The following is a 13,432-nucleotide window of genomic DNA, read 5'->3' on the forward strand; positions in this document are numbered from 1 at the left end:
AGCATGCGCGGCTCGCACGGCAACAGCGATAGGGAAGGTGCGCGCAATGGCTACGGTTGTGATCGGCGAAAGCCGGTTGTCGAGGGCGCTGTCGTACGTCTGGTGGCCCGTGTTGTACGTCGGCGGGCTGTACGGCGCGTATCTCGCGCTCGGCAGCGCTCGGCCGCTGTTGTGGTTCAACGTCGTCTACCTGTCGCTGATCGCGATCATCGCGGTGCTCGAGCGATTCTCGCCGCACGAGCCGCTGTGGCTCGCCGAAGACGGCGAGACCGGCACGAACGTCGCCCATACATTGTTCACCAAGGGATTGGTACAGATTGCCGCCGCGCTCGTGTCGACGGCGACGATGGCCACCGCGATCGCGGTGCAGCCGCAGACGCATCCGGCCGCCGGGCTGTGGCCGGGCGAATGGCCGCTGTTCGCGCAGGTGGCGCTCGGCCTCGTCATCGCCGAACTCGGCCTGTACGCCGCGCACCGCATCGCGCACGAATGGCCGAAGTTCTGGCGCTTCCACGCGCTGCACCACAGCGTCGAGCGGCTGTGGGTGGTCAATACCGGCCGCTTCCATATCGTCGACACCTGCTTCAAGGCCGCGCTCGGGCAGATTCCGCTGTACTTCCTCGGTGCGCCGCTGCCGGTGTTCCTGTGGATCAGCGCGGTCACCGCGGTGACGGGCATCCTCACGCACTGCAACGTCGTCATGCGCACCGGACCGATCGACTGGTTCCTGTCCACGCCGCGCCTGCACCGCTGGCACCATTCGAAGCTGCTCGAAGAGGGCAATCGCAACTACGGCGAAAACCTCGTGCTGTGGGACCAGCTGTTCGGCACGTACTACAACCCGGACCGTCCGCCGCCGGCCGACATCGGCATCCACGGCCGCATCGCGAAAGGGTTTCTGGCCCAGCTCGTGCAGCCGTTCCACCGGCGCGGCGTGCGCGAAATCATGGGCGACGACGCGGCGCATTGAGGTTTGGCGCATCGTTTTGCGTTGAGATCGGCAGTCCTTCGTCGGAGCCGGTCATGTCGCGTCGCCTCGTTTTCCCGTTGCTGCTCGCCGCGTTCGCGTGCGCCTCGCGCGCCGACATCCTCGTCGGCGACTACCGCTCGGGTGCGCCCGGCCCCGTACTGCGCTTCGGTCCCGAGCAGACCGGCAACCGCGCGCCGCTCGCGAGTTTCTGGACCACCGGCGGCGACGTCGAACTGCAAACGCCGCTGCACCTGACGTACGAGCCGGTCCTCGACGTCGTCTTCGTGTCGGACTACTACGGCCAGGCGATTCGCGTCTATGCCGCCGACGCATCGGGCAACGCCTTGCCCTTTCGCACGCTGACGTCGCCGCGGCTCGGCCAGCCGCGCCAGAGCGCGATCGACCGTGTGCACAACGAGCTTCTCGTCGTCGCGCAGAACTGCTGCGTCTCGACGTTTCCGCTCGATGCGAGCGGCAGCGTGGAGTTTCCGCTGCGCAATATCGGGTGGGGCGGCGTTCCCGGGAGCGCCACGCGGCTGAACAATCCGGTGCATCTGTACCATCTCGCCGCGAGCGACGAGGTCGTCGTCTCCGACGTGCAGTACGCGGCAGGCGTCGCCAGCGGCGTGCTGCTGTTCTTCGCGCGCACGGCCAACGGATATCCCGCGCCCGTGCGAACGATCGAAGGCGCAGCAACGAAGCTCGGCGACTACGTCGCGGGGCTCGCATACTCGCCGCAGCACGGCGAACTGCACGCGCTGACGGGCGCCGCCGGCACGTATCGCATCGTGACGTTCGCGCAAACCGCGAGCGGAAACGTCGCGCCGCTGCGCACGATCGAGGGACCGGACCTCGGCATCGAAAATCCCGGCGCGATGACCTACGACGCGAGCACCGACCGGCTGTACGTCGCGTCGGGCGCGTTCAATTCGCCGAACAGGGCGCTGCTCGCGTTTCCCCGCACCGCGAGCGGCAATGTCGCGCCGGTGCGCCGCATCGCGGGTTCGAACACGACGATGCAGGGGCCGACCGGCCTCGTCGCCGTGCCGCCCGGCGATCGCGTCTTCGTCGACGGATTCGACGCGGGCTGAGCGCGCAGGCGCGATCGTTGCGCGTCGGCGATCGCGTCGCTGCGCGCCGTTACAGCTTTGCGTGCGCTTTTCCGTCCTGGTCGGCATACCCGTCAAGGAGCCGACCATGTTTCGCCGACTGCTTTCCATCGCCGCGCTATGCGCGTATGCGGCCGCGAAGATCGCGAGCGCCGACGTGCTCGTCGGCGACTACCGCGGCGTCGCGCCGGGCCCGGTGCTGCGCTTCGGACCGGAGCAGAGCGGCAACCGCGCGCCGCTCGCGAGCCTGACGACGCAGCAGGACGGCAACGTCCTCGAATCGCCGCTGCATCTTGCGTACGAGCCGGTCGAAAACGTGGTGTACGTGTCGGACTTCTACGGCCGCGCGATCCGCGTCTATCCGGCGGGCGCGTCGGGCAACGCCACGCCGCTGCGCACGTTGACCGGGCCCCTCGGACAGCCGCGCCAGGTGACCGTCGACGCCGCACACGACGAGCTCATCGCGATCGTGTCGGGCTGCTGCCTCTCGACGTTCCCTCGCACGGCCGACGGCAGCGTCAGCGCGCGGCGCCAGATCTTCTGGGGCGGCACGGGCGGGCCGTCGCGCCTGGACAGTCCGGTCAACGTCCACTATCTCGCCGCGACCGACGAAGTCGTCGTCGCCGACATCGTGCCGGGGCAGGGCGGCGCCAACCGCGGCGAACTCCTGTTCTTCGCACGCACCGCGAGCGGCGACGCCGCGCCGACGCGCGCGATCGAAGGCGCGGCGACGCGGCTCGGCGATCACGTCGCGGGCCTCGCATACGTGCCCGCGCACGGCGAGCTCGTCGCGCTCGTGCGCGACGGCGACGACTGGCGCATCGTCACGTTCGCGCAGGACGCGAGCGGCAACGTCGCGCCGACGCGCGTGCTCGAAGGACCGGATCTGGGCATCGTCTACGGCCGCGCGATCACGTACGACGCCCTCACCGATCGTCTGTACGTGGTGTCGGGCACGTCCGGCTTGCCGAATTCGTCGGTACTCGCGTTCGCGCGCACGGCGACCGGCAACGCCGCGCCGGTGCGCCGCATCGCCGGGTCGCGGACGGGCTTTGAGGAGCCCGTCGGAATCGTCGCGGTGCCGGGCGCCGACTGGATATTTGCCGATCGCTTCGACGCCGCCGACTGAGCGCCCGCCGGGCGCGACGGGGCGGCGCCGGTGCGCCGTCCCGTCGCGAGGCCGGTGCGACGAACGCGCCGGCGAGTTCGACCAATGTCGATAAATAATAGCTTGCAATTAAATAGCGCGCTATGTAATCTCTCGCCCCATGAAGACGCCAAGCGCCAACCCGAAGAATGCAGCCCCGGCACCGCAGGCCCTCGACAGCCAGCTCTGCTTCGCGCTGTACTCGACGAACCTCGCGCTGAACAAGGTCTACCGCAAGCTGCTCAAGCCGTTCGACCTGACGTATCCGCAGTACCTCGTGATGCTGGTGCTGTGGGAGAGCGACGCGGTGACGGTGTCGGAGATCGGCGAGCGCCTGTTTCTCGATTCGGCCACGCTGACGCCGCTGCTCAAGCGGCTGGAAAGCGCGGGCTTCGTCACCCGCACGCGCGCCGCCGGCGACGAGCGCCAGGTCATCGTCGCGCTGAGCGAGCGCGGCCGCGCGTTGAAGGCGAAAGCGAAAGTCGTTCCGCAAGGTCTCTTCTGCGCCACCGGCTGCACGCTTGACGAGTTGTTGTCCATGAAGTCGAGCATCGAGGCGCTGCGGTCGAATCTGATGCGCAGCGAATGAACCGTCGACTTCCCGTTCGTTCGTCGTATAAATAGCGCACGATTTAATAGCTGGCGATTCATTTCGAGCCCAACAGTCCCATTCATCCGTAGTCCCACCACCCAAGGAGTTGCGCCATGTCCATCGAAAAAGTGCTCTACACCGCCCATGCCACCGCCACCGGCGGCCGTGACGGCAAGGCCGTCTCTTCCGACGGCGTGCTCGACGTGAAGCTGACCACGCCGCGCGAGCTCGGCGGTGCCGGCGGCGAAGGCACGAACCCCGAACAGCTGTTCGCGGCCGGCTACTCGGCTTGCTTCATCGGCGCGCTGAAGTTCGTGGCCGGCAAGGAAAAGGTCGCTCTGCCGGCCGACACGTCGATCGAAGGCAGCGTCGGCATCGGCCCGATCGCCACCGGCTTCGGCATCGAAGCCGAACTGCGCATCCGCGCGCCGGGCGTGCCGCGCGAGACGCTCGAAGCGCTCGTGGCGAAGGCGCACGTCGTGTGCCCGTACTCGAACGCGACGCGCGGCAACATCGACGTCAAGCTCGTCGTCGTCGAATAAATCCCGGCCAACTCAACCAGAGACTCAAGCCATGAAAACCCTGTATGCCGTACTCGCCGCCGCCGCGCTCGCCCTGGGCGGCGCCAACGCCAACGCCGCCGATGCGGCCAAGCCGCCCGTTTCCGTCGTGCTCGTGCACGGCGCGTTCGCCGACGGCTCGTCGTGGAACGAAGTGATTCCGCTCCTGACCGCCCAGGGCCTCAATGTGATCGCGGTGCAGAATCCGCTGACCTCGCTCGCCGACGACGTCGCGTTCACGAAGCGCGCCATCGCGAACCAGCCCGGCAAGGTCGTGCTCGTCGGCCATTCGTGGGGCGGCACCGTGATCACGCAGGCCGGCAACGACGACAAGGTCGGCGCGCTCGTCTACGTCGCGGCGTTCGCGCCGTCGGCCGGGCAGTCGGTCGAAGACACGACCAAGGGTCGCGCGACGCCGCCGGGCCTCGCGAGCCCCGTGGTCGATGCGGCCGGCTTCGTCAGCCTGTCGAAGGAGACGGTCGCCAAGCATTTCGCGCAGGATCTCTCGCCGAAGCAGACGGCGCTGATCTACGCGACGCAGGGCGCGATCCGCGGTGCGAACTTCGCCGAGAAAGTGGATGCCGCCGCGTGGCAGGGCAGGCCGAACTGGTACATCGTGGCCGAACAGGACCACATGATCGACCCGGCGCTGCAGAACGAGTTCGCGGCGAAGATCAAGGCGACGCGCGTCGCGCTGCCGTCGAGCCACGTGCCGATGGTCTCGCATCCGAAGGTCGTGGCCAAAGCCATCATCGATGCGGCGAACGGCCTGAAATAATGTCGGCAATGTAAAGTTCTGGAAAATCCCGCGCCCGTCGCGGGGTTTTTCGTTGCGACATCGTGCCGCACCGGAGCGCTTGCGTCGCACGCGATACTCGTGCCCTTTCCCTCGCGACCACGACGCCTTGTCCGACAACTACGACGATTTGCAGCAAAGTTACGGCCGCTGCCTGCGCAACAAGGATTTCATCACGCGCTTCTACGAGATATTTCTCGCGAGCCATCCGTCGATTCCGCCGATGTTCGAGCGCACCGACTTCTCCAAGCAGCGTCTCGCGCTGCGTCGCGGCATCAGCGTCGCGATCTCGTACGCGGCCGGCAGCGGCATCGTCGCGCGCACGACCGACCACATGGCGCGCGTGCACTCGCGCGACGGCCGCACGCCGGTGACGCCCGGCCTTTATCCGTACTGGATCGACAGCCTGATCCAGGCGATCACCGAAAACGATCCCGAAGTCGACGCAGCGCTGCTCGCGCGCTGGCGCGCGGCGATGCGCCACGTCTGCGACCGCTTCGCCGCCTGCTACTGAGTCCTGTCGCGCGGCGCCATGCCGAGCGCGGCCTCGATCTGCGCCGGGTCGTACACTTTTCCGCCTTTGAGCACGAGATCGACGCGGCGCACCTGCGCGATGTCGCGCGTCGGATCGCCGTCGATCAGCACCATGTCGGCGAGCTTGCCGGCCGCGATCACGCCGAGCCGGTCGTCCGCGCCCATCACCTGCGCCGACGTCAGCGTGGCCATGCGCAGCACTCGCGCGGGTTCGATGCCGGCGCGCGCGTACAGTTCGAGTTCGTGATGCAGCAGATAGCCGGCCAGCGCGTCGGTGCCGGGCACGATCGTGACGCCGGCGTCGTGCGCGGCCTTGAGCAGCGCGAGCATCACCGGCAGCGCTTCGCGATAGGCGGCTTCCTGGCCTTTCGGCGCCTCGTACGACGCGCTGCGCAGCGCGCGCCGCATTTCGGGCGGAAAGCGCGGCGCGACGGTTTCCAGGCCCGGAATCGGCTGTTTCGGATCGCCGGCGAAGCGCATTTCGAACAGGCCGAGCGTCGGGTCGAGCACGGTGCGGTGCTTGACGAGAAAAGCGAGAAACGCCCGTACACGCGGATGGTCCGGCGGAAAATCGCGCGCGTGCTCGGCCACCTTGCCGAAGCGCTCGCTCTGCCGGTTCGTTTCCTTCACGTCGGGCCACAACAGGTCGAGAACGAAATAATTGAAATGTTGCAATTCGTCGGCGCCGGCCTCGACGAACTGTTCGGCCGACATCAGCGACGGTACGTGACCCGACACGCGCATGCCGCGCGCGTGCGCGAGATCGGCGATCAACGGCACGAGTTCCGGCTTGATCGACATGTACGTCTTGATCTGCACGTATCCGCGGTCGGCGAACCAATCGACCGCGTGCCTGGCCTCCTCGGCGGTGTCGACGTGCATCTTCGTCGGACCGGAATACTTGCCGCTGCCGTCGATCATGCCGGCCTTGAACACGCGCGGACCGATTTCGGTGCCGGCGTCGAAGCGCGCGACGCGCGCGAGGAACGTGTCGGGGTCGTTCGCCAGATCGCGCGCGCTGGTCACGCCGCAGGCGATGTCGAGCAGGCCGTCGATGCCGCCGAAATGCTGGTGGTTGTCCCATAGCCCGGGCATCAGAAAGCGCCCGCGCGCGTCGACGACTTCGGCGCCGGGCGCCGCGATCTGCGCGTCGGGCGCGACGCGCACGATGCGCTCGCCGCGGACGAGCACGCTCGTGCCGGGCGTGACGGCGAGATCGCGCGGATCGAACACGCGCGCGTTGCGAATCACGAGATCGCCCGCGGGCTGGCGGGCGATCCGCTGCGCGAGCGACGCATGCCACGCGTTCTCGGCGGCGTCCTGCTCGGCGACGAGCTTCGCCGCCTGCGCTTCGCGGCCCTTCGGCACGACCGACACCCACTGCGACGCGAGCCACGTATCGCCGTTGCGATCGAGCCAGACCGACGACGGCGAAAACCCGAGCCCCGTGATGCGGTAGTGCGTCACCGTCGTCTTCGACGCGCCGTCGCCGACGACGAGTTCGCCGGCCGCCTCGATGCGCGCCTCGCCGCTCGGCAGCAGCGCCAGACGGCGGTCGGGCGCCTTGAGCAGCGCGCGCGCCAGCACGCCGACGACTTCCGGCGGCGCGTTCGCCGGCAGGAAGAAAGCCTTCGTGTTCGCGCTGTCGCCGGCCTCGTCGAGCGACTTCCAGCTCGCCTTGCCGTGCGCGATACGGAACTGCTCGTCGACCGGCGCCTTCATGTAATTGTGGCCCTTGCCGCGATAGGCGACGAGCAGGCCCGCGTCGTCGAGCGTCCACGTCGCGACGATGTGATCGCCATGGTCGCGGTCGTTGTACGAGTACTCCGCGCGCACGCTGCCGTCGGCCTGTTCGGCGACGGTCTGCGTGCCGGCGGCGTTGCCGAGCATGAGGTAGGTGTCGGTGCGCGCACGCGGCGCGGCGGCGGCGATCGAAGACGCAAGAACCAGGGCGAACGCAACGGGCAGGCGCATGACGTGCTCCGCGAGAGGGCGATTGACGTTTGTTGTACAACGTACAATGATGGGTGTCAAACGCCGACCGATAAAACGAAGCGGTGTGACCAATTCGATGAACGAAGTACAGGAAACGTCATGACTGCCGTGCTGCAACGTTCGCTGTCCCAACGCTCGCCGCTCGCGCTGCGCGGCGAAGGGCCGATGCTCGTGCTGGCCGACGGCCGCCGCATCGTCGACGCCAGCGGCGGCGCCGCGGTCGCGTGCATCGGCCACGGCGACGCGCGGGTGATCCAGGCGATGACGCATCAGGCGGCCCGCCTGGCCTATGCGCACACCGGCTTCTTCACGTCCGAACCGGCCGAAGCGCTGGCCGAAAAACTCGTCGGGCATCGGCCCGGCGGCCTGTCGCGCGCGCTGTTCGTCTCGTCCGGCTCCGAGGCGATGGAGGCGGCGTTGAAGCTCGCGCGGCAATACTTCGTCGAGCGCGGCGAACCCGGGCGCGTGCATGCGATCGCGCGGCGCCAGAGCTATCACGGCGCGACGCTCGCGGCGCTCGGCGTCGGCGGCCACCGCGCGCGCCGCGCGCTGTACGAGGCGCTGCTGCCGGTGCACGTGAGCCATGTGTCGCCGTGCTTCGCGTTTCATCATCGCCGTGCCGACGAAGACGACGCGGCGTACGTCGCCCGGCTCGCGCTGGAACTCGACGCCGAATTTCAACGCGTCGGTCCGCATCGCGTGATGGCGTTCTGCGCCGAAACCGTGGTCGGCGCGACGACGGGCTGCGTCGCCGCGGTGCCCGGCTATTTCGCCGCGATGCGCGCCGTGTGCGAGCGTTACGGCGCGCTCCTGATTCTCGACGAGGTGATGTGCGGCCTCGGACGTACCGGCGTGCCGCACGCATGGGAGGCCGACGGCGTCGCGCCCGATATCCAGACGATCGGCAAGGGCCTGGGCGGCGGCTACCAGCCGATCGGCGCGGTGCTCGTCGGCGAGCGCGTCGTGCACGCGCTGTGGCGCGGCTCGGCGGCGTTTTCGCACGGCCAGACGTACCAGGCGCATCCGGTCGCCTGCGCCGCGGCGCTCGCCGTGCAGACGATCGTCGAGGCCGAGGGGCTGATCGCGCGGTCGCGCGATCTCGGCGAGCGGCTGCAGACCAACCTGCGCGCGGCGCTGTCCGAGCATCCGCACGTCGCCGACGTACGCGGTCGCGGCCTGTTCGTCGGCGTCGAATTTCTCGCCGATCGCGCGGCGCGCTGCCCTTTCGCGGCGTCGGACGGCGTCGCCGAACGCGTGAAGAACGCCGCGCTCGATGCCGGCGTCGGCGTCTATCCCGGCAGCGGCACGATCGACGGCGTCGTCGGCGATCACGTGCTCATCGCACCGCCGTTCAACGTGCCCGAATCGCTCGTTGACGAAATCGCCGACAAATTTGCAAAGGCTGTCGCAAGCGCGTTCGAACGCGTGTCGGCGTAGTCACGCGTCGCGCAGACTTTCCACGCCGGCGATCACCTGACCGACGAACGCATCGAACGCCGCGTCGAGCGGCGCCTCGCTGCCGTTCTGCCAGCGCAGCACGAACGCCTTGTTCGCGAGCAGCGGCAGGTTCGCGGCGAGAACCGGATGGCGTTCGGGGTCGACGCCGAGCAGGCGCTGCTGCACGGCCGATTGCCATTGCGCCGTGTCGTCTTCCGGCATCGGCGAGAATTCCTGGATCACGAAGCCGATCAGCGACGCGAACACGGCGTTGTAGCCGGCCGAGAGTTTCGCGCCCGCCAGGCCCGCGTCGACGAGCGCGCCGAGAATGCCTTCGACGAAATCGAAATCGATGCTGACGTTGCCGACGAGCTGCGCGCCCACGAGCGGCGCGACGTTCGGGTGGCGCCGCGCCGATTCGCGATAGCGGTGAAACACGAGGCGCAGGTAGTCGCGCCACGCGCGGCCGTCGCGCGGCGGCGCCACGTCGCGGAACACCGCAGCCGCCACTTCGGCGAGGATCGCGGTCTTGTTCGGCACGTGCCAGTAGATCGCGGTGGGATAGACGCCGAGGCGATCGGCGAGCGCGCGCAGATTGAAGGCGTCGACGCCGTGCGCGTCGATCTGCGCGAGCGCGGCGTCGATGACGATCTGTCGGGTGAGTGCGGGCTTCGTCGCGGCGCGGCGCCTGCGCGTGTCGGTGGATTTCGCCATGCGCGCATCGTGCGGGATGCGCGCGCGGGCGTCTAGGCGATGGTCGCCTCGAGCACGCGCATCACCTGCGGATCGACGCATTGCGCGACGTTGAATCGCATGAAGGCGGCGGCCGACTGCGAGGCGCTGAACACGTTGCCCGGCGCGAGCACCACGTTGCGTTTCAGCGCCGCGCGCGCGACGTCCGCCGAGTCCGCGCCTTCGGGCAGACGGCACCACAGATAGAAGCCGCCGCGCGGCATCAGCCACGGTTCGACGCCGACGCGCTGCAACGCGCCGGCCGCGTCGCGCCGCGCACGCGCCAGCCGCCGCCGCACCGTTTCGATGTGTTTGCGGTAGCTGCCGCCGGCCAGCACGTGGGCGATCAGCGCGGTCGCGAGCGGGCTCGGCCCGCCGAAATTGGTGGCGACCTGCAGGTCGACGAGCTGCTCGATCCGGTCCGCGCGCGCCGCGATGTAGCCGCAGCGCACCGATGCCGACAGCGTCTTGGAGAAACTGCCGACGCGAATCACGCGATCGAGGCCGTCGAGCGCCGCGAGGCGCGGCGAAGGTTCCGGTTCGAAGTCCGCGAAGATGTCGTCTTCGATGACGACGACGTCGTGCGCCGCCGCGAGGTTGAGCACGCGGTGCGCGGTCTGCGCCGACAGCGTGGCGCCGGTCGGATTGTGCAGCGCCGAATTCGTGAGGTACAGGCGCGGACGTTCCGCCGCGAGCACGGCTTCGAACTGCGCGACGTCCGGGCCGGTCGGCGTGTATCGGACGCTCGCCACGCGCACCTGGTGCGTGCGCAGCAGCGCGCGGAAGTTGAAATAACAGGGATCGTCGACGAGCACGGTGTCGCCGGGGCGCAGCAGCAGCCGGCAGATCAGGTCGCTCGCATGCGTGCCCGACGCGGTGAGCAAAATCTGGTCGACCGCGACGTCGACGTCGTCTTCCGCGCAGCGCGCCGCGAGCAGCCGGCGCAGGGCGAGCGAGCCGCGTGTCGCGCCGTACTCGACGAGGCCCGCATCGTCGGCGCGCGCGACCGCACGCATCGCACGGCGCAGCGCGTCGCCCGGCATCCACTCCGGCGGCAGCCAGCCGCAGCCCGGCTTGAGCGTCGCCGGATCGGCATCGAGCGACTGGCGCGAGACCCAGAAAGGATCGACCGCCTGTTCGTGCCGCCGCGCTTCGTCGTTCGTGGAAGCCGCCGGCACGATCGTCGCGGCGACGTAGAACCCCGAACCGCGCCGCGCGCGGATCGCGCCTTCCGCCGCGAGCCGGTCGTAAGCCTCCACGACGGTGGACGGCGATACGCCCATGCTCGATGCGAAGCTGCGAATCGACGGCAGGCGGTCGCCGGCGGTCAGTGCGCGGCTCGCGAGCCGTGCGCGGATCGCCTGGACGACGCCGTCGGTCTGCGTGCCTGCGCGTGCGGGTCGACTTCGGTTCAAGGTGTGTGGTCGCCGTAACCCGTACAGTTCGGTGGTAACGCGCCCGACTGTATCTCATCCGGAACGCGGCGTTCGGCTTTCATAGGCGCGACGAATCGAGCGGCGGGCGACGTGAAAGGATCGATCGAAGGGTGGGGCAACGGCCTTCTGGGCGTCGTGATATTCAGCGGCTCGCTGCCGGCGACGCGCGTCGCCGTGGCGGGCTTTTCGCCCGTGTTTCTGACGTCCGCGCGCGCCGTCATCGCGGCGCTGCTCGGTGCGGCGCTGCTCGCGCTGCTGCGGCAGGCGCGGCCCGAGCGTCGCGACTACTTTCCGCTCGCCATCGTCGCGCTGGGCGTGGTGGTCGGCTTTCCGCTGCTGACGGCGCTGGCGCTGCGGCACATCACGTCGGCGCATTCCATCGTCTTCGTCGGCCTCTTGCCGCTCGCCACCGCCGTATTCGGCGTGCTGCGCGGCGGCGAGCGGCCGCGACCGCCGTTCTGGCTGTTTTCGGTGCTCGGTGCCGCGACGATCGTCGCGTTCGCGCTCTCCAACGATGCCGAGGCGTCGCTCGCCGGCGATCTGCTCATGATCGCCGCGATCGTGGCGTGCGGCCTGGGCTATGCCGAAGGCGCGAAGCTCTCGCGCCGGCTCGGCGGCTGGCAGGTGATCTCGTGGGCGCTCGTGTTGTCGCTGCCCGTGATGGTGCCGGCGGCGTGCTTCACCGCGCCCGCGTCGTGGCACGACGTCGGCGCGCCGGCGTGGCTCGGCCTTGCCTACGTCTCGGTCTTCAGCATGCTGGTGGGCTTCGTGTTCTGGTACCGCGGCCTCGCGCTCGGCGGCATCGCGAGCGTCGGCCAGCTGCAGCTGCTGCAGCCGTTCATGGGCCTCGCGCTCGCCGGCTGGCTGCTGCACGAGCCGGTGGCGTGGACGATGGTTCTCGCGACGGGCTTCGTCGTGGTGTGCGTGGGCTTTGCGCGGCGCTTTGCCTAGCCGCTTGCCGGGTACGCGTCACCGCGGCGCGACGTATCCCCCGCCACGCCGTGCGGCGAAAGTACCAATTGCCACAACTGCGAGTGACGCGTGCGGAACGTGGCGATCGACGCCGACAGGTAGTAGCGCCACATGCGGCGAAAGCGTTCGTCGTAGCGTTGCGCGTCGAGCCGCGGCCACGCGCGTTCGACGTTGTCGCGCCAGGCCGTGAGCGTGCGTTCGTAGTCGGCGCCGAAGTTGTGCCAGTCCTCGATCACGAACGCGCCTTCGACCGCGTGCGCGATCTGCGCGGCCGACGGCAGCATCGAATTCGGAAAGATGTAGCGCTCGATCCACGGGTCGGTGCGGCGCGTCGAGAGGTTCGTGCCGATCGTATGCAGCAGAAACAGACCGTCCGGCGCGAGGTTGCGCCGCGCGACGTCGAAATAGCGGCGGTAGTTCTTCACGCCGACGTGCTCGAACATGCCGACCGACAGGATGCGGTCGTAGCGCTCGTCGATGTCGCGGTAGTCCTGCAGGCGTATCTCGATCGGCAGCCCGGCGCAGAGTTCCGTCGCGTAGTCCGCCTGCTCCTGCGAGATCGTCACGCCGACGCCGGATACGCCGTAGCGCTCGGCGGCGAACTTCAGCGTTTCGCCCCAGCCGCAGCCGATGTCGAGCACGCGCATGCCGGGTTCGAGACGCAGCTTGCGGCAGACGAGGTCGAGTTTGGCCTCCTGCGCGGCGTCGAGATCGGCGGCATGGCGCCAGTAGCCGCAGCTGTAGACGAGGCGGCGGCCGAGCATCGCTTCGTAGAGATCGTTGCCGAGATCGTAGTGGCGCTCGCCGACCGCGAACGCGCGCCGCGCGTTCTGGCGGTTGCCGAGCCAGGCGCGAGCGGCGTCCCAGTAGTCGGGCAGCGTGCGCACGGCGGTGTCGAGGCCGCCGGCGAGCAGGCGCGAGAGAAAGTCGTCGAGCGCGCGCGCGTCCCACCAGCCCTCCATGAACGACTCGCCGAGGCCGAGCGAGCCGGATGCGAGCACGCGCGCATAGAACGCGTCGTTGTGGACGTCGAGGTCCCAGGGGCGCGCACCGTCGAGGCCGATGTCGAGCGGCGCGAGGAGTTGTTGCACGCGGTGTCTGAGGCGTTCGACGAGCATGGCCGTGCCCTCGCTGCGGTCGTGGCCGCGGCGC

At 69.0% G+C, this 13,432-nt stretch carries 12 protein-coding genes and 1 pseudogene; 9 read left to right on the forward strand and 4 right to left on the reverse strand.

Annotation, left to right across the window (positions count from 1 at the left end; translation table 11 throughout):
- Nucleotides 1-46 precede the first annotated feature (46 nt).
- The 7 genes from olsE to OD750_RS12910 all read left to right on the forward strand — a co-directional run bounded on the left by olsE (nt 47) and on the right by OD750_RS12910 (nt 5,688).
- Nucleotides 47-970 carry an ornithine lipid hydroxylase OlsE gene (olsE, locus tag OD750_RS12880; RefSeq protein ID WP_263545639.1) on the forward strand — a complete coding sequence of 308 codons (924 nt, stop codon included), beginning with the start codon at nt 47-49 and terminating at the stop codon, nt 968-970.
- A gap of 53 nt (nt 971-1,023) precedes the next feature.
- The gene (locus tag OD750_RS12885; RefSeq protein ID WP_263545640.1) at nt 1,024-2,061 is read left to right on the forward strand and encodes an NHL repeat-containing protein; all 1,038 of its coding nucleotides are present in this window, start codon (nt 1,024-1,026) and stop codon (nt 2,059-2,061) included.
- A gap of 106 nt (nt 2,062-2,167) precedes the next feature.
- A complete protein-coding gene (locus OD750_RS12890) occupies nt 2,168-3,208 on the forward strand; it encodes a lactonase family protein (RefSeq protein ID WP_263545641.1) in 1,041 nt (346 codons plus the stop codon).
- 139 nt (nt 3,209-3,347) lie between these two features.
- The gene (locus OD750_RS12895; protein ID WP_263545642.1) at nt 3,348-3,815 is read left to right on the forward strand and encodes a MarR family winged helix-turn-helix transcriptional regulator; all 468 of its coding nucleotides are present in this window, start codon (nt 3,348-3,350) and stop codon (nt 3,813-3,815) included.
- Between the two features lie 116 nt (nt 3,816-3,931).
- Nucleotides 3,932-4,360, forward strand: coding sequence for an organic hydroperoxide resistance protein (locus OD750_RS12900; protein WP_263545643.1), 429 nt, complete (start codon nt 3,932-3,934; stop codon nt 4,358-4,360).
- Nucleotides 4,361-4,391: 31 nt separating this feature from the next.
- Nucleotides 4,392-5,156 (forward strand): alpha/beta fold hydrolase, encoded by a 765-nt coding sequence (locus tag OD750_RS12905; protein WP_263545644.1) that lies wholly within the window; start codon nt 4,392-4,394, stop codon nt 5,154-5,156.
- Nucleotides 5,157-5,283: 127 nt separating this feature from the next.
- The gene (locus OD750_RS12910; RefSeq protein WP_263545645.1) at nt 5,284-5,688 is read left to right on the forward strand and encodes a globin; all 405 of its coding nucleotides are present in this window, start codon (nt 5,284-5,286) and stop codon (nt 5,686-5,688) included.
- On the opposite strand, the gene OD750_RS12915 is transcribed toward OD750_RS12910, so the two are convergent.
- Entirely contained in the window at nt 5,682-7,682 is a 2,001-nt protein-coding gene (locus OD750_RS12915) for an amidohydrolase family protein (RefSeq protein ID WP_263545646.1), read from the reverse strand. The two genes, OD750_RS12910 and OD750_RS12915, sit on opposite strands and share 7 nt — an antisense overlap.
- A 120-nt stretch (nt 7,683-7,802) precedes the next feature.
- On the opposite strand from OD750_RS12915, the gene OD750_RS12920 reads away from it, so the two are divergent.
- Nucleotides 7,803-9,140 (forward strand): aspartate aminotransferase family protein, encoded by a 1,338-nt coding sequence (locus OD750_RS12920; protein ID WP_263545647.1) that lies wholly within the window; start codon nt 7,803-7,805, stop codon nt 9,138-9,140.
- On the opposite strand, the gene OD750_RS12925 is transcribed toward OD750_RS12920, so the two are convergent.
- Together OD750_RS12925 and OD750_RS12930 are read right to left on the reverse strand one after the other, a co-directional pair.
- Nucleotides 9,141-9,854, reverse strand: coding sequence for a TetR/AcrR family transcriptional regulator (locus OD750_RS12925; RefSeq protein WP_263545648.1), 714 nt, complete (start codon nt 9,852-9,854; stop codon nt 9,141-9,143).
- 32 nt (nt 9,855-9,886) lie between these two features.
- Nucleotides 9,887-11,287: an aminotransferase-like domain-containing protein gene (locus tag OD750_RS12930; RefSeq protein WP_263545649.1), complete on the reverse strand. Its 1,401-nt coding sequence runs from the start codon at nt 11,285-11,287 to the stop codon at nt 9,887-9,889.
- Between the two features lie 111 nt (nt 11,288-11,398).
- Here OD750_RS12930 and OD750_RS12935 point away from each other — a divergent pair, with 111 nt between their 5' ends.
- On the forward strand, nt 11,399-12,259 hold the full coding sequence (locus tag OD750_RS12935; RefSeq protein WP_263545650.1) for a DMT family transporter: 861 nt from the start codon (nt 11,399-11,401) through the stop codon (nt 12,257-12,259).
- Between the two features lie 18 nt (nt 12,260-12,277).
- On the opposite strand, the pseudogene cfa reads toward OD750_RS12935, so the two are convergent.
- Nucleotides 12,278-13,398 (reverse strand): annotated as a pseudogene (gene cfa / locus OD750_RS12940) (cyclopropane fatty acyl phospholipid synthase).
- Between the last annotated feature and the right edge of the window lie 34 nt (nt 13,399-13,432).

Source organism: Tahibacter soli (assembly GCF_025717065.2).
GTDB classification, from domain to species: domain Bacteria; phylum Pseudomonadota; class Gammaproteobacteria; order Xanthomonadales; family Rhodanobacteraceae; genus Tahibacter; species Tahibacter soli.